This window comes from Bartonella bennetti, assembly GCF_045945445.1.
Classification (GTDB): Bacteria; Pseudomonadota; Alphaproteobacteria; order Rhizobiales; family Rhizobiaceae; genus Bartonella.
The window spans coordinates 1,013,411-1,030,228 of the sequence record NZ_CP174576.1; the positions used below are offsets into that span (position 1 = coordinate 1,013,411).

15 protein-coding genes are annotated in these 16,818 nt (G+C 35.2%); 6 read left to right on the forward strand and 9 right to left on the reverse strand.

Translation table 11 applies throughout. From position 1 onward, the window contains the following. Positions 1 to 174 precede the first annotated feature (174 nt). The 8 genes from ACJTDF_RS04535 to ACJTDF_RS04570 all read right to left on the reverse strand — a co-directional run bounded on the left by ACJTDF_RS04535 (position 175) and on the right by ACJTDF_RS04570 (position 8,052). A complete protein-coding gene (locus ACJTDF_RS04535) occupies positions 175 to 642 on the reverse strand; it encodes a hypothetical protein (protein ID WP_407965147.1) in 468 nt (155 codons plus the stop codon). Beyond that, on the reverse strand, positions 639 to 1,082 hold the full coding sequence (locus ACJTDF_RS04540) for a flagellar protein FlgN (RefSeq protein ID WP_407965148.1): 444 nt from the start codon (positions 1,080 to 1,082) through the stop codon (positions 639 to 641). The genes ACJTDF_RS04535 and ACJTDF_RS04540 overlap by 4 nt, the downstream gene beginning before the upstream one ends. Positions 1,083 to 1,196: 114 nt before the next feature. Next, the gene (locus ACJTDF_RS04545; protein ID WP_407965149.1) at positions 1,197 to 1,715 is read right to left on the reverse strand and encodes a rod-binding protein; all 519 of its coding nucleotides are present in this window, start codon (positions 1,713 to 1,715) and stop codon (positions 1,197 to 1,199) included. 155 nt (positions 1,716 to 1,870) lie between these two features. Next, positions 1,871 to 2,257: a hypothetical protein gene (locus ACJTDF_RS04550; RefSeq protein WP_407965150.1), complete on the reverse strand. Its 387-nt coding sequence runs from the start codon at positions 2,255 to 2,257 to the stop codon at positions 1,871 to 1,873. Then, positions 2,254 to 3,033: a flagellar biosynthetic protein FliR gene (locus tag ACJTDF_RS04555; RefSeq protein ID WP_407965151.1), complete on the reverse strand. Its 780-nt coding sequence runs from the start codon at positions 3,031 to 3,033 to the stop codon at positions 2,254 to 2,256. Before ACJTDF_RS04555 ends, ACJTDF_RS04550 begins: the two co-directional genes overlap by 4 nt. A gap of 14 nt (positions 3,034 to 3,047) precedes the next feature. After that, positions 3,048 to 5,123, reverse strand: a complete 2,076-nt coding sequence (flhA, locus tag ACJTDF_RS04560) for a flagellar biosynthesis protein FlhA (protein WP_407966224.1) — start codon at positions 5,121 to 5,123, stop codon at positions 3,048 to 3,050. Between the two features lie 1,091 nt (positions 5,124 to 6,214). Next, the gene (locus ACJTDF_RS04565; protein ID WP_407965152.1) at positions 6,215 to 7,207 is read right to left on the reverse strand and encodes a bifunctional riboflavin kinase/FAD synthetase; all 993 of its coding nucleotides are present in this window, start codon (positions 7,205 to 7,207) and stop codon (positions 6,215 to 6,217) included. Next, positions 7,207 to 8,052, reverse strand: a complete 846-nt coding sequence (locus tag ACJTDF_RS04570; protein WP_407965153.1) for a TIGR01459 family HAD-type hydrolase — start codon at positions 8,050 to 8,052, stop codon at positions 7,207 to 7,209. The genes ACJTDF_RS04565 and ACJTDF_RS04570 overlap by 1 nt, the downstream gene beginning before the upstream one ends. 931 nt (positions 8,053 to 8,983) lie before the next feature. On the opposite strand from ACJTDF_RS04570, the gene murJ reads away from it, so the two are divergent. The 4 genes from murJ (at position 8,984) to ACJTDF_RS04590 (ending at position 12,859) form a co-directional block, all read left to right on the forward strand. Continuing rightward, a complete protein-coding gene (gene murJ / locus ACJTDF_RS04575) occupies positions 8,984 to 10,546 on the forward strand; it encodes a murein biosynthesis integral membrane protein MurJ (RefSeq protein ID WP_407965154.1) in 1,563 nt (520 codons plus the stop codon). A gap of 74 nt (positions 10,547 to 10,620) precedes the next feature. Beyond that, positions 10,621 to 11,691 carry a tryptophan--tRNA ligase gene (gene trpS, locus ACJTDF_RS04580; protein ID WP_407965155.1) on the forward strand — a complete coding sequence of 357 codons (1,071 nt, stop codon included), beginning with the start codon at positions 10,621 to 10,623 and terminating at the stop codon, positions 11,689 to 11,691. A gap of 46 nt (positions 11,692 to 11,737) precedes the next feature. Continuing rightward, a complete protein-coding gene (locus ACJTDF_RS04585) occupies positions 11,738 to 12,229 on the forward strand; it encodes a universal stress protein (RefSeq protein ID WP_407965156.1) in 492 nt (163 codons plus the stop codon). Between the two features lie 57 nt (positions 12,230 to 12,286). Next, a complete protein-coding gene (locus ACJTDF_RS04590) occupies positions 12,287 to 12,859 on the forward strand; it encodes a NifU family protein (protein WP_407965157.1) in 573 nt (190 codons plus the stop codon). Positions 12,860 to 13,391: 532 nt separating this feature from the next. On the opposite strand, the gene cyoE is transcribed toward ACJTDF_RS04590, so the two are convergent. After that, the gene (gene cyoE / locus ACJTDF_RS04595; protein WP_407965158.1) at positions 13,392 to 14,312 is read right to left on the reverse strand and encodes a heme o synthase; all 921 of its coding nucleotides are present in this window, start codon (positions 14,310 to 14,312) and stop codon (positions 13,392 to 13,394) included. A gap of 399 nt (positions 14,313 to 14,711) precedes the next feature. Here cyoE and ACJTDF_RS04600 point away from each other — a divergent pair, with 399 nt between their 5' ends. Together ACJTDF_RS04600 and tldD are read left to right on the forward strand one after the other, a co-directional pair. Further along, positions 14,712 to 15,245, forward strand: coding sequence for an invasion associated locus B family protein (locus ACJTDF_RS04600; protein ID WP_407966225.1), 534 nt, complete (start codon positions 14,712 to 14,714; stop codon positions 15,243 to 15,245). Positions 15,246 to 15,358: 113 nt separating this feature from the next. Beyond that, positions 15,359 to 16,777, forward strand: a complete 1,419-nt coding sequence (tldD, locus tag ACJTDF_RS04605) for a metalloprotease TldD (RefSeq protein ID WP_407965159.1) — start codon at positions 15,359 to 15,361, stop codon at positions 16,775 to 16,777. Positions 16,778 to 16,818 lie beyond the last annotated feature (41 nt).

Sequence of the window (16,818 nt, forward strand, 5' to 3'; positions counted from 1 at the left end):
TCCAATGAGACGTAGACCTGCTTTTATGAAGCCTATAAATTTTAGTTTAGAAATATCAAATTTTAACGCTTACGCAGAGCGTTAAGAGTGATACACAAACTGATAAAAATTAATTAACAGATTTGGAAATTTGTTTTTTATATTTTATTGCCTTTAAAAAACTGACAAACATCTTTATCGGGTATTTTTCATGCTACGTATTTTATCAACTGAAAGATAGTTAAACTGTTTGACAAGCAAATCTTTCAGGACAGCTTTTGAAAAACGTTGATTAACATCATCAATAATCCGTTCTTTGATCATCTCAAATTTTACTTTTTCGATTTCACGCACATCAGAATAGCTACCCCAAAAATATTGAAAAATAGTATCATTAATCAAGGTCCCTACAGAAATAGATATCTCTTTTTCAACTGTTTTATCTACTATATAGGCAAGCTGTACAATGATATACCCCTGTACATTACCATCAACAAAAATCGGAACACTCATGATTTCCGTATTATTAGAACCAATCTCTATAGCAATGGGAGTGGTTTCTTCCGACTGATTAGGATCAACTGCATTCACTTTAAGGCTAAAGACTAAAGCGCCCAAAGCCACTAAACAAATCCACAAGCCCATTGCAATCATTCTAATCATCTAGAATGCCCAGCATTAACCAAAACTGGATCGTAAGTTCCATCTGTTTCTTCAGCGCGAACAGCAACCTGCATAATTTGAGACAAATCTTTTACTGCCTCCAGGTGAATACGCAGAAGTTCACTATTACGGTTTAATTTTTCTTGTAAATCCGTTAACAAGCGCTGTACCTCAATTTCAATATCCTGGTCCATATAACGTTTTACATCGTTCATTGATTTATTAAGATCACGCAAACCACGTGTTTTACGCAAATTAATTTCTTCATAATCTGGAGAACCGTGATTTTCTAGCATATTGCTTTCATAGTCAACAACTTCTGATAACCCCTTAATGGCAGCATTAAATTTAGTCATGGCCCAATCACGACCAATGAGATTATTGTTAAGAATTTTTGTTTTCAATGCAACATTTTCATCATCGTATTGTACTACAGACATTTCCATTCCCCTCTAAAATATTTATTCAATTCTCATCTTAATAAGATATTCAGTTCGTTTTCATTTGATCATAACGCGTCAAATCTAGTTCATTTTTGTAAATAACTGCATCCGCTAATACACTTTGGCATCCAATAGCTGATCTGTTTCTACTGCAGACAATGATGTGCCCGTTTCTTTTCTCATTTGATCAGAAACTAACATCTGTGCAATGCCAATTCCACCAGATACTGCAAATTCTTTAGCTAATTGTTCAGCCATCATTGACTTCCAAATTTGTCCTGCTTGCCCTTTTCCAAAAATCGATTGTATATCGGTTGCAAACATACTTTCAACAAAAGTTTGTAATACAAAAGCTTCAAAATCTCTAAAAACTGCAGCTTCTTTACTTTTTACAGATTGTGGCCTGATATGAGCCTGTTGTACAATCCCATCAGAAATTAAATCATCTGGTACTGCTAAAGCCGAATGAGCGTGTGCTAAATCAGCAAAACTACTCCCCTCTTGTTCAGTTGTCTGTGCACGAGCAATTTTTTGTAAAGAATACAATTTTTCGACAGAAGCCCGATATTCAAGTGGATCTGCTGCACGGGCAACATCAAGCACAATATCAGACGGAGGCTGAATAGCCATAAATTTCCCCTTTTTACCTAACTCTCGCTTTTCTTTGCAATCAAATTTCTAGCTTATAAGATTTCTTCTTTCTTTCAATAGCTCTTTATAGAAAGAAAAAATCCTCATAATTAAGGTAATAGATATAAACGTCCAAACTTATGTCAAGCTGACGTCTAACACATTTTATTTGCAATATACTCTTCTAGCATATCACTAAATTGTTTGTGTTTTTCTATTGATTGCATTTCTTTATACTTATCTTCTAATCTTTTCGAACGGCTAGAAGCTTCACACACAACTTGTTTTTGTTGTGCAATTTGTCCTTGAAGTTTCTTTTCAAACTTAGCAATATGATGCAAACGTTTTGCTAAAAAAGAAGCATTCCAAAAATTGAAAGCCGAATCTTTTTCCATCAAAGAGAAAAGCGCACGCGTCTCTTCCTGACAAGAAAAAAGCTGGCCCTTCATATATTCCAATTCAGCTTTACGATGTGTTTCAATAAGACTTTGTACTTTTAAAAGTCTTCCATAACGTTTTCTTTTCTGCGCCGTTAAGATCATTTCTTAAGCCAATCATGTAATTCAGAATTAAACAAGTGTAAAAGTTCTGGCATCAAAATATAAAGTAAAAACAAGCCTCCACACATAACAAAAGGTAATGAAATAAAATAAACTGGAATGGTAGGTGTTAATTTATTTAGCAATCCTATCGTAATATTAATCAAAATTGCATAAATAATAAAAGGCGCTGCTATCGACAATGTAGTTAAAAACGCACGCGATAAAGCCTCATGATAATCTGTCAAAGCAGCTTCTGGATTTGGAATAAAAGCTAGAGGGATGATATCATAAGATGCTAAGAGCCCCTGAATGGTGATAATATGCAAATCGCTTGCAAAAAAAAGTATGATAGTCGCAAAAACTAATACATTTGCAACATGTGATTCTGGCGTTGACTCAGTGATACTATGACCAGGTTGGCCAGAAAATCCTATTGACATCCCAATAATTGAGGCCATAAATTGCAAAGCCCATAAATAAGCATGAGCAATTACCCCAAAAGTAGCCCCAATTAACATCTCAGCAAACAAAGCACGGACAAGCAATGCAAGATCGGGTTTATCACCTAGAGTCTTAAAAGAGTCTGTAACCAAAGGAAGAATAGCAAGTGAAAAAGAAATGCCAATAAATAAACGCAAACTCATAGGAATGCGTACACTAGACATTCCCGGCATCAACATTAAACAAGCTCCAACCCGCGAAAAAACTAACAAAGCAATTGTTACCAATTGCTCAATTGAAAAAGATGTTAGGGGAAGAACAGATGTTAATGACATAAACCCCTCACCTTTTAAGAAATAGTTCCCAATGTTTTAACTTCAATTCCACGAGCAATTTCTGCATGAGAAAGCACAGGCAAAGTTGGAAAAAGACGTTCGATAATCATGCGGATATAAGGCCGCGCTTCAGGAGATGTGATCAGTGCAAAACGCGTTGCTTTTTCCATATGTTGTCGAATAAGTACCGTCGCATCCGTCCCAAACTTTTCAAGTTCAACTGGGTTAATATCAAATTCAATAATGTCACCCTTTGTATCACGCTTTAACGCCTTATGAAAAACGAGATCCCAATGGCTTCCCATCCGCAAAACATTCAAAATGCCATTTTCAGATAAATCACCACAAATTTGTTGTGACATACGCAACCGTACATGCTCAGCAATCAGTTCACAACGCCGCACATGAGGTGCTATTTCAGCCACTGCTTCGAGAATAAGATTAAGATTACGGATAGAAACACGTTCTGATAATAAAAGTTTTAAAATCGATTGTAAACCCGAATAGGAAAGATGTGCAGGGCAAATCTCTTCTAATAATTTACGATATTCGCTCCCTAAACGCTCAAGAAGAATGCGCATATCTTTATAAGAAAATAATTGTGCTAAATTATTGCGTAAAACCTCACTTAAGTGCGTTAATAATACAGAAAGATTATCGACTGCCATATAGCCTTCACGGATTAGTTCAGAACGAAATGTCTCTGAGGTCGAAAAAGCACGCATCCCAAAAGCCGGCTCAGATACGTATTCACCTGGAATATTTGGAATAGGCTTATTACCTGGCATAATAAGAACATCACCAATACGCATTTCGTAAGAAGCAATAACCGTACCATATAATTTGATCCAATAGCTTTTTCCCGGGACTGTATAATCATCGGATATTTGAATTTCAGGAATAACAAAACCATACTCCTGTGCAAATTTACGGCGCATTTTTGCAACACGATTAGCTAATTCAACTTTTTGCGGCAATAAACGTTGAGATAATTGCTTACCCATAGCGATTTCAATCTGTACTATTTCAAGAGATGCTTTTACTGATTGACTCTCTTCCTGGTGAGCCATCTGATTTTCTTTTTCACGCAAAGCTTCTTTCGCAAGAGCTTCCCTTTTTAAACGACGGGGAATAGAATAACCAATTGAAGCCATCAGAGCAGACAAAAGTAAAAAAGGAAAAGAGGGTAAACCCGGCATCAATCCCAGCATTAATAACAGTAATGATGATACAAAAAGAGCCTTAGGATATCCTCCAAGTTGCCCCAAAACAGCCTTTTCAGCAGAGCCGCGTGTTCCCCCTTTTGAAACCAAAAGACCAGCTGCCAATGAAACAATCAATGCAGGTATCTGCGTAACAAGACCATCTCCTACAGAAAGCTTAGTAAAAACATCCGCTGCACCAGACAATGACATTCCATGCCGCGTTACACCAATAACAATACCACCAAAAATATTAACAGCCGTAATAATAAGACCGGCAATAGCATCACCACGCACAAACTTTGATGCCCCATCCATTGCCCCGAAAAATGAACTTTCTTCCTCAAGCTCCTGACGGCGATGCTGTGCCTCTTTTTCATCAATAAGGCCCGATGAAAGATCAGCATCAATGGCCATTTGCTTTCCTGGAATAGCATCCAGTGTAAAACGCGCGCCCACTTCAGCAATACGCGTCGCACCTTTAGTTATCACCAAAAAATTGACAATAATTAAAATAGCAAAAACAACAAGACCAATAACAAAATCCCCACCCATAACAAATTGTGAAAAACCTTGAATCACATGCCCTGCAGCTTTATATCCTTCATCACCATGGGTCAAAATTACACGGGTGGTTGCAATATTAAGCGATAAACGCAATAAAGTTGCAATCAACAAAACTGTTGGAAAAGCTGAAAAATCAAGGGGCCGTTGGATCCATAACGAAACCATCAAAATCAAAACAGAAAATGCAATAGAAAAAGAAAGTCCTAAATCCAAAATAAAAGCAGGAACTGGTAAAAAGAGAACTGTAAGAATAATGATAATTCCTGCTGCAAACGCAACATCTCGACCAGAAAACTTATCCTGGTGAGCAATATTGACCATTGAACCATGCTGCTGCACACTTTTCTCCTTATACAATCACACTGAATACCCTTTGTGCAAAGCTTTCTTTAGCTTATTTTCAAAGCATATCTAGTTTATTTTCCTTAGAGTTACCTTTGCTCTCTAGTTCATTATCTCATTGTACAAAGTAAATGATAAAGCTTGTGTGAAAATGGTGCTGTACCATGCAATCTCTCTATATCAAAACAACAGCTAAATATAAACATATCAAACTATAATAAATAAAGGATTATTTTAAGCTTGCTGAGTATCTCATATCAGCATATATTACATCATGTAACATTATGTGTATCATAAATAATACAATTCGAAAAGGAGAATTCGGTGATTGATATTATTAAAACTACTATGCTTTATTCAACGCTAATTGTTGGTATTAATATTGCTATTGTAATTGCCTTAATTGTGGGTGCGCAATAAATAACAAACAGCTAATAGCTATAGATTTTTGGGATATTTTTCTTGTTTTTATACTCCATTTTTCAATGGTACTAATAAAAAGATAAATATCTAGTGTATTGGAAAAAGCTGACAGAAAATTGGAAATTACTTTGTATCAATGTGTAGATTAGGGTTGAAAATATTAAGATACAAACGAAAATCATCTTTTAAAGGGTAGTCTGCAATTAAGTCTATATAAAAAGTTTTTATTAACTTAATTCTGTTTTTAAATAGCAACTCATCGCCACAAAATAAAGACTATTGTATTCCTATCGCCCTATAATATAGAAAAAAGAAACATTAAAGCCATTAGTTATTTTGAAAATCGTCGCTTTTCCTCTTTAAACTGATTACCACTAAAGAATACGAATGTGCACGATGCATTGCGATTATTAGACATGTTTTAACTTTTTTATTAACTAGAAAGAAATAAGCACTAAAAATTGTACAATATATCTTATACAAACAGGAAAGAAATACATAATGATTAACTCAGATCTTAAAATATTTGTTTCACCCACCTATAAACGGAAACTTCACATTGTCCATGATATTTTGGAATATAGTCTTGTGCTCATAGTGAGTTTAAGCGTTATTTTTTCTGCTCTCTTTTCCTTTTTAGATCATTTTTAAGATATATTTTTGAAAGTCAATGCTTCATCTAGCAATGAAAGTGGTTGTTTTGTCCTCAAAACTGCTTGCGCTTCTTTTTCATCGTGCTGCATTTGTGCTATCAGAGATTCTAACTCATAAAATTTTTCTTGTCCCCGTAAAAACTGCAAAAAAGAAACCGTACAATTTTCACCATAAAGATCACCATCAAAATCAAATAAATAAGTTTCTAGCACTGGTACTCCATTACTAACAACAGTTGGCCGACATCCAAAACTTGAAATACCATCATATAAAACACCATTAGCACGACGAAATTTTACCGCATAAACACCATGAGCTAAACTCGTCTGAGGAGGAACAAACTGATTAGCTGTAGGAAAGCCCAACCTCCGCCCCAGTTTTTCACCTTGTATAACATTTGAGCTCACCCGATAGTGATAGCCTAGCAAATGAGCTACTTGTGATACTTGTCCTTTTAATAAGAGCTTCCTAATAAAACTTGAAGAAATCGTTCGTCTTTGTGCATTACATAGGCAAGGAATTTGCACCACTTTAAAACCATATTCTTCACCTCTTTGACAAAGAAAACTCACATTTCCACTTTTTTGACAGCCAAAACGAAAATTTTCCCCCGTTACCACAACAGAAACATCAAGCGTTTCTTTTAAAATTACAGTAATGAATTCATCGGCTGAAAGAGCAGAAAATTGTGCATCAAAAGGCTGCTCTATTACCCCATGGAAACCAATAATTTTAAAAATTTCAGCTTTTTCAGCAGCTTGTGTTAAACGATCGACAGAAGTTGAACCCTGAAAAAAACTTTTTGGATGTGGTTCAAACGTTAAAACAAGGGCCGGCCTCTTTTTTTCACGTGATAAATCAAGAGCTTTTTGTAAAACCGCTTGATGACCAAGATGAACACCATCAAAATTTCCAATCGCGAGCACCGCACCACGCCACGCTAAAGGAAGAAGATTATATTCCTGAAGACGCAAAAAATCGAACATTACTGAAGCATCCACATCATTGCATGTGGCTGATAACCATAACGATCAAAAAAAGCATGCAAAGCTTCTTTATTTACAATACCATTGTGCTCATAGTCATGATGGTGAATGCCTCCCATAATATAAAGGGAATCAAGAGAGAAATGTATCGCTCCTTTAATATCGGTCAAAAGACCATCACCAATAGCTAAAACCCGATTTTTATCTACTATTCCACGGATTTTCTGTAATTTTTTAAAGGCACATTCATAAATTGGAGCGTAAGGCTTTCCAGCAATACGCACCTCACCTCCTAATTGTTGATACAAGCGTGCCAAAGCACCAGCGCACCAAATTTCTTGATTTCCACAATGAACGATAATATCAGGGTTAGCACAAATAAAAGGCAAATTCCTTTCTCGTAAACGACAAAACATCTCTTCATAAGCATCTGGTACCGCCTCTAAATCTTCAAGAAAACCACTACAAACAATCGCAGAAGCTTCCCATTCTTCAACCAATTCGCAAGATAATCCTTCTAATAAAACTAAATCACGTTGTGGACCAATGAACAAAACTTTACGTGGAGCAGAGCGAATAAGATCACGTGTTACATCACCTGAAGTGACGATTTCATCATAACACTCTGTATCGACTTGCATCATTCGTAATTGGGCAACCACATCTTCTTTTGGTCGAGGAGAATTTGTCAACAAAACAATACTTTTTCCCATTTGTCGAATTTTTTGCAATGTTTGCACTGCCGATTCAAAAACCTGCACACCATTGTGCACAACGCCCCAAACATCACAAAAAACAGCATCATATTGCCTTATGAGAGGATCGATATGTGTGAGTTCTTTCATAAATACACCCGTTGATGTGTTCACTATTTCTTAAGCTATCTCTTATGTTTATGTATCATATCGACATATGCCAATTATTTTATTTTAATATATTGATCTATCTATATTTTACAAAATTAAAGACAATATCATAAGACTAAAGAAAAGAATTTTCAAACTCTCTTCTACAAAACTCTACACAATGCCTCTTTATTCTTTAAACTATTTCTATTCATTTTTTGGATTTTGTTTATGCCTTTCGTGCAAAACGATCAGAAATTATTATGAATATAAAAACAAGTCAAAAAATAAGCTAACTCTTAAATATAGTAAAATAAATTATTTCACGATATAAATTTATCTTATAATAAAAAATAATACTGTTTAATAAAGTGAATAATTTCTCTATTATTGAGAGTATGTATAAAAAAATTATAGAATTCGGCCACTCTATAGATGATGAGAAAAAACTATTAAAGTTGTCTATAAAAAGTGGAGCTTGTCGTAAGAAAGCACATAAATTGTAAGAAAATTTTAGAGTTGTTCAAACAATGACTCTTTATTTACAAGTTGTAAAAAGAATTATAAGGCTTTTAAAATAAGATTTACAAAATAAAATATAAAAGAGGGGCCCTTATACAGATTTTACTTTCTCTTTTCTACTCTTTTTTTAAAAGAAAGAGCTTATAAGAGGTAGTCTCTTCATAAAAAAGTACTAAATTAATAAAAAAGCATTTACATAAATTTTCTCCTATCAAACCATACAACTCTCTTTATAAAAAAAATAACTAACTGCTTTCTATCCGTGAGAAAAAAGGTATAGAAATAGCTCCAATGACCAAATGCACTCTTATTGACAGAAAAACAAATATCATCATAAGATACTCTACAATATACTTATCATATTTTATTATCGAGAATAGCTTTTTTATTACAAACCCAATATATCCTCATGAACCTGATTAAAAAATTTATAACAGTCGCTTCTGGAACTCTCACAAGCCGTTTTTTTGGCTTCATTCGTGAAATGCTCATGGCAGCGGCTCTTGGAACAGGTCCTGTATCTGATGCGTTTAACGCTGCTTTTCGCTTTCCTAATACCTTCCGTCGTTTTTTTGCTGAAGGAGCCTTTCAAACAGCTTTTGTTCCTCTTTTTGCTAAAAAAATCTCAGAAAATGGATCAGAAAATGCATGCAAATTCGCAGAAGAAGTTTTTGGTGTTTTGTTTTCACTACTCTTACTTCTCACTATTGCTATGGAACTGAGTATGCCTTTTTTGGTCCGCACACTGATTGCACCAGGCTTTGCAGAAGATGCTACAAAATTTAACGCTACAATCCGTTTTACTACTATTATGTTCCCCTATTTAGCATGCATGTCCTTAGCAGCGATGATGGGAGGAATGCTGAATGCACTCCAACACTATTTTGTTGCAGCTATTGCCCCTGTCTTTCTAAATATTATCTTGATATGCGTGCTCGCCTATGCTTGGATCTATCAACTTGACACTTGGCATATTGGACTAAATCTTTCCTGGGGGGTAACAGCAGCAGGACTTCTTCAATTGGCTCTTATGACAATAGCCTTACGTAAAAGCGGAATGAAACTTTCCTTCCGCCTACCTCATTTTAGCCCCAATGTCCGCCAACTGTTAATTTTAGCCTTCCCTGCTGCTATCACAGGGGGAATTACACAAATTAATTTATTGATTAATACCAATATCGCTTCTAGCCAATCAGGTGCCGTCTCTTCTCTTGTTTATGCTGATCGTCTCTACCAATTGCCCCTTGGAGTGGTTGGTATTGCTGTTGCAACAGTTCTTCTTCCTGAATTAACAAAAGCGCTACGCAACAAAAAAAATACAGACTCTGATGAATTGCAAAATCGTGCAATTGAGTTCTCTTTATTTTTAACTTTACCCGCATCAGTTGCTTTTCTGCTTATATCTAATCCCATTATCAGTCTTCTCTTTGAACGAGGTCAATTTAGCAGTGACTCAACAAACAGTGTTGCTCAATTGCTCCAGCTTTATGGAATTGGTCTTCCAGCTTTCGTACTCATAAAAGTTTTTATTCCTAATTTTTTTGCTCGCGAAGATACAAAAACACCCATGGTTTTTGCAGGCGTTTGTGTTTTTATCAATATCAGCTTAGCCCTAACATTATTCTCGTTTTTGTCGGCACGGGGTATTGTCATCGCTGAAATTACTGCCGGCTGGGTTAACATCTTATTACTGTGTAGCACCCTTCTTAAACGAGGCTACTGGAAATATGATGCACAACTAATAAAGCGGATGGCATCTCTCATAATCGCCTCTTTCTTCATGGCTCTCACTTTGTACTGTTCCATTAGCTTTTTCTCTATGCCTTTATCATCACAGGCTTCATTTTTCTTGCGTGCAAGCACCTTAGCAGGATTACTTGTTACCTCAACATCGGTTTATTTTATCATTTGTCTTTTATTTGGAACAAATTATTTATCGCTCCTTCGTAAAAATGTGAAACAGCACCTCTAATATTTCTATTATTTTCAGAAATATGCTTTATCACAATATATTAAGCACATAATATCATAAGAAAGGCCTTTTCTATGGACGCTTTTACACCTCTTGTTTTTTCTGGTGTACAACCGAGTGGTCATCTGCATCTTGGCAATTATCTTGGAGCCATCAAACAGTGGGTAGATCTGCAAACATCCTATAAGTGTCTCTATTGTGTTGTCGATATGCATGCTCTGACCATTAATCCAGATTCACTTAGTTTAGCAGAATCTACTCGTATGATGACAGCAGCCTTTTTAGCAGCCGGGATTGATCCTAAAAAACAGATTATTTTCAACCAATCACGTGTTTTTCAACATGCTGAACTGGCATGGATTTTTAATTGTATTGCACGTATTGGCTGGCTCCACCGCATGACTCAATTCAAAGATAAAGCAGGTAAAAACCGTGAACAAACATCCCTTGGACTGTTTGCCTATCCAAGCTTAATGGCTGCTGATATTTTAATCTACCGTGCAACACATGTTCCAGTGGGAGAAGATCAAACACAACATATTGAATTAACACGTGATATTGCACAAAAGTTCAACAGCATTTATGCTGATCGTATTGCAAATTTAAATTTTGGTGTTTCTGTGCAAAATGGTGAAAAAAACGAACAAGTTTTTTTTCCAATGCCAGAAGCTCTTATCAAAAAGACAGCTATGCGTATTATGTCCTTACGTGATGGCACAAAAAAAATGTCAAAATCAGATCCTTCCGACTTTTCACGGATTAATTTAATCGATGATGCTGATCTTATCGTACAAAAAATACGCAAGGCTAAAACCGACTCCACTCCTCTTCCTGATAAGCTGAGCGATTTACAAGAACGTCCAGAAGTTAATAATTTATTAGGCATCTATGCCGCTTTTGCTGAAATCAGCAAAGAAAAAGCACTGTTAGAGTTTTCAGGAAAACAATTTTCACTTTTTAAATCAGCTTTAGCTGATCTCATCGTTTATAAGCTTGGGCCAATAACACAAGAGTTACGCCGTCTATATCAAGAAAAAACCTATATTAATTCTGTTCTGCGTGATGGTGCACAACGTGCAAGTCTTTTAGCAGAAAAAAATATGAAAAAAATTCGTGAAATTGTCGGTTTTGTACACAATATATAAGATAAAATGGTCAAACTTTAACCTTAAAAATAAGAAATAAAATGACATGCTCTCTAAGCGAAAAAGTCAAGAAATAGATCATAAACGAAAAATTTTGGTCATCATTGATGAAACACCTGAATGTCGGCGTGCTGTCATTTTTGCTGCGCAACATGCTAAAAATACGAATGGTACCTTAATTTTGCTCTCTGTTATTGACAACTCAAGATTTCAGCATTTTCTGGGTGTCGACAAAGTTATGCGGATGGAATCAACGGCACACGCCTATGTAATTCTAGAAAAAATAGCTGATGATGTACGCACTACTCAAGCTCTTGAAGCAGAAACAATTATGCGTGAAGGAGAAAAAATTAATGAAATTTTCAAACTAATTAATGAAGATCAGGATATCGCCCTCATTGTTTTAGCTGCAAGTTGTCATACAGAACGACCAGGACCGCTTATCCAATCCATTGCGCATCGGGGAAGTACTTTTCCTATCCCCGTTACTATTATCCCAAGCGATCTCCCTGAGGAAGAAATTGAAGTTGTTGCCTAGAAACAATACTTCTATATGAATTCTCTTTTGCAACCATAAGTAATGAAAGAATAATGTATGTTTATTCAAACCGAAAGCACACCGAACCCTACGACACTTAAATTTTTACCAGGCCGTATTGTTCTTTCTCAAGGCGTCCTAGAATTTCATAATCGTGAAGAAGCTGCTAAAAATTCTCCCCTTGCTGCAAAATTATTTAATATTCCAAATATAAAAAGCGTTTTTTTGGGATATGATTTCATTACTATAACTAAGAATGATGGAGAGTGGAAACATCTCAAACCAGCAATTTTAGGTACAATTATGGAACATTTTCTTTCCAATGATCCTGTTATCACCACAGAAGTCCATATACCTGATAAAGAATTTTTTGATGAAAAAGATACTGATATTGTTGTTGTCATCAAAGAATTGCTTGAAACACGTGTACGTCCAGCTGTAGCAAATGATGGTGGTGATATCACCTTCTGCGGCTTTGCAAATGGGATTGTTTACCTCAATATGCGAGGTGCTTGTGCTGGATGTCCTTCTTCAACAGCAACCCTTAAACATGGTATTGAAAATCTTTTACGGCATTTTATTCCTGAGGTATTAGGTGTTGAAGCTATGCCGCAAAATACTGGACTGTGAAAGAGCGTTCACTAAAAACTTTATAATTAAATAGCAAATTTTATAATATGATCTAATGTATCCTGTATCACAAACATTGCACTTTATGAGAAAGATTATAAAATAATATATAAGATACAAATATTTCATAAAGTATAATATTGCTTCACTCATTTAACTGCCTATGATTTTAGGCCTTGTATATAAAGGAACGCATTATCATATGACCTCACAGTATTTATTTTGCACTCTTTCAACAGCAGGAAGATATTTTTCATGGTTAAACAGATAATCGATCTAAGAGTGTTATATGAAATCCATTCATAACGATTTAAAAACACCCTTTTTTACAGTTTCAAGTACAAAAACAAGAGTTATTAACGTTTCTGAACTTTCAGAAGATGTAATGCTAAATATCTGCCTATCAATAAAATCTATTATTTTTAAAAACTTTATATCTCTCTAAGAAAAAACGCCATATCCATGATATGCAATTATAAATTCTATTAATGTATAATTTTTGATAAATTAAAAAACACTACAGAATGATAAATCACCCAATAAAGGATTCAACTAAAAGAGTTCCGAATATAGCAGATAAATAAAATAACGAAAAGAAAAATACTTTTTTAGCCATAACAGTTGTCTCATCATGTTCTTTAGCTTTCCATAAACAATAAGAAAGATAAACAAAAACAGCGCTTAAAATTGTTGAAAAAATACCATAGAGAATACCTGAAAAACCTATAATACAAGGCCCAATAGCGCATATTGCCATAATAATAGTATAAATTAAAATCTGGTTTTTCGTGGATTGCTCTCCTCGCATATTAGGCATCATAGGAATACCCGCTACATCATAATCAAAAGATGAAAATAGAGAAAGAGACCAAAAATGTGGTGGAGTCCACATAAAAATGATTAAAAATAAGAGGAAACTCTCAAGACTTACTGTACCTGTTGCAGCTGCCCATCCAATCATTGGTGGAAAAGCTCCCGCTGCACCACCAATCACAATATTCTGAGATGTTATACGCTTTAACCAAATTGTGTAAATAACAACATAAAAGAAAATTGTAAAAGCAAGAAAAAACGCCGTAAACCAATTAATGAAAATTCCCATAATCAAAACTGAAAAGATAGAAAGAGCTAAACCAAAAATAAATGCTTTCCTACGACTGATTTTACCAGTTGGAATAGGGCGCTTTTGGGTACGTTTCATCACTGCATCAATATCAGATTCATACCACATATTAAGTGTTCCCGCACCACCACCACCTAAAGCTATACACAAAATAGCTAAAAAAACATATAATGGACTCATAGTAACAGGTGATAACATTAATCCAACCAGAGCTGTAAATATAACAAGCGACATAACTCGTGGTTTCATTAATGTAATATAATTACAAATATTAGCTGCCGTCGAGCCTAGTTTACCATTTTTAACCAGTAATTCTTTTGAAAAAGACATTCCGTCAAAGAACCTTTTATCTATATCACCCAAAAAAATATCGTCTAAAATATAAGAATAACCAATTAGTGTTACAATTTTTTAAAGAATGTACAATACATTTAATTTTATACATGCCTAATGTAAATTAGAAATAATTATAATAAGAGTACACTTTTTAATTGTATTCAAGAATTGTACTACAAAAACACTCTACCAAATATCGTACAGCAAACACTAAGAAATTATGTTTTCATCAAATACTATTCTTTTTTAAATTTTTATTTTTGTTCTATATATTACGACCTCATATCTTCGGAAAAACCCTAACTTTGTAATTATTTTGTAAAAAAATCAAAATTTTACTTTTCATGAAAAGCTATACACAATAACATGATAACGATTCGAATAGGGCTTTTTATGACACTTTATCAATTTCTCAAAAAAAACTTTTTTAGCATTCTTATTTACGCATTTTGCAATGTCTTTGCAAATCACGTTATTGCACAAACACCCAATACACAGAGTGTTCCTGCCCCGCAAACTTATGGTGCATGGACCAAAATTTGTTCTTTGCCACCGGGCACACCTAACGTACAATGTGAAATTGTACAAGATGTTCGCACACAAGAGCGTCGTGATATTACCTTTCGTGTAACATTTTACAAATTGCCTCAAAACCAAGGAGTTTTGATGCGTGTTTTTGTTCCGATCCGAGTTGAATTGCAATCTGGAATTAGAATTAAAATTGATAATGAAAATGTAGGAAAATTGGAATATCGTCGTTGTCTAGGTAATAATTGTGTTGCCGAAGCACTTCTTAAAGAAGATGTCATAAAACACTTTTTAGAAGGTAAAGTAGCGACCTATATTATTTTTACAACTCCTGAACAAGGAATCGGAGGTCTAGTCGATCTTAATGGTCTTAGAGATGCCTATGCGACTTTGTCATAATAAATACTCACTACTATTGATTGATATTGATATAGCATATCAAATAGTTTTCGCTTTTAGCCTTACAAATGCAATGGATAAATTTTGAGTACTAACAAAATAGGATAATCACTATGAAATCGCTGATTGACCATTTTGATATTTCTGCATCAAAAGTACAATCACTTGTACAAGAAGCGCTTCATAAAGCTGATGATGGCGAGCTTTATCTTGAATATACAGAAAGTGAAGTTCTTCTATTTGATAATGGACGGCTTAAAAATGGTTCATTTCACCAAGATATAGGATTTGGTTTACGTGTTGTTGCTGGAGAAACCACTGGATATGCCCACTCTAATGAACTATCTGCTGCCGCACTCAAACGTGCGAGTGAAACAGCTAAAACTGCAACCTATAATAATCATGCAGGACCTTATAGTGCAGCTCCTAAATCGAGAAATAAAAGTCTTTATAAATCAAAAAGTCCTCTTGTCTCTCCCTCATTTGAAAAAAAAAGTGCGCTTTTGCAAAAAATTGATGCATATTTACGTGAAAAAAATGACAAATTACATCAAGTAACTGTTACTCTTTCCGGTTCACTACAGCATGTCGAAATTTTACGAGCTGATGGACATCTTGTTCGTGACATTCGTCCTCTTGTACGGCTTTCTATATCCGTGGTCGCTGCTAATGGTAATCGACGCGAAAATGGTTCCTATGGCTGTGGTGGACGACAAATGTTTAACCAATTCATTTGTGAAGAAAACTGGAAAAAAGCTGCTGATGAAGCTTTACGAATAGCCTTAATCAATCTAGAAGCAGAAGAAGCACCAGCAGGAACATTTGATGTTGTATTAGGTAATGGATGGCCTGGTGTTATGCTGCATGAAGCTGTTGGACATGGTTTAGAAGGAGATTTCAACCGTAAAAAAATATCTGCTTTTTCTGGACTTTTAGGCCAACAGGTTGCCGCACAAGGTGTTACCATCGTTGATGATGGTACAATCCCCGAGTGCCGTGGTTCACTTACAGTCGATGATGAAGGAACACCATCAAATTGTAATATTTTGATTGAAGATGGAAAACTCGTTAATTATATGCAAGATAGACTAAATGCTCGGCTTATGGGAATGAAACCAACTGGTAATGGACGTCGTGCATCCTATGCACATGTACCAATACCGCGAATGACCAATACAATAATGTTGGGTGGAGATAAGACACCCGAAGAAATTTTATCCTCATTAAAAAACGGTGTTTATGCTGTTTCGTTTGGTGGCGGACAAGTCGATATTACTTCTGGAAAATTTGTATTTGAATGTACCGAAGCTTATCGAGTAGAAAATGGCAAAATCATAGCTCCAATCAGAGGTGCAACCCTTATTGGTAATGGACCAGATGCTATGAAACGCATTACAATGATTGGTAATGATAGCAAACTTGATAATGGTGTAGGAATATGCGGAAAAGCAGGACAAAGCGTTCCTGTTGGCGTCGGACAACCTCATTTGCGAATTAATAATATGACAATTGGTGGAACAGCAGTTTCGTAGAGTGAATTAGATCAACTTAACCCGGAAATTTCCTAGTCTTA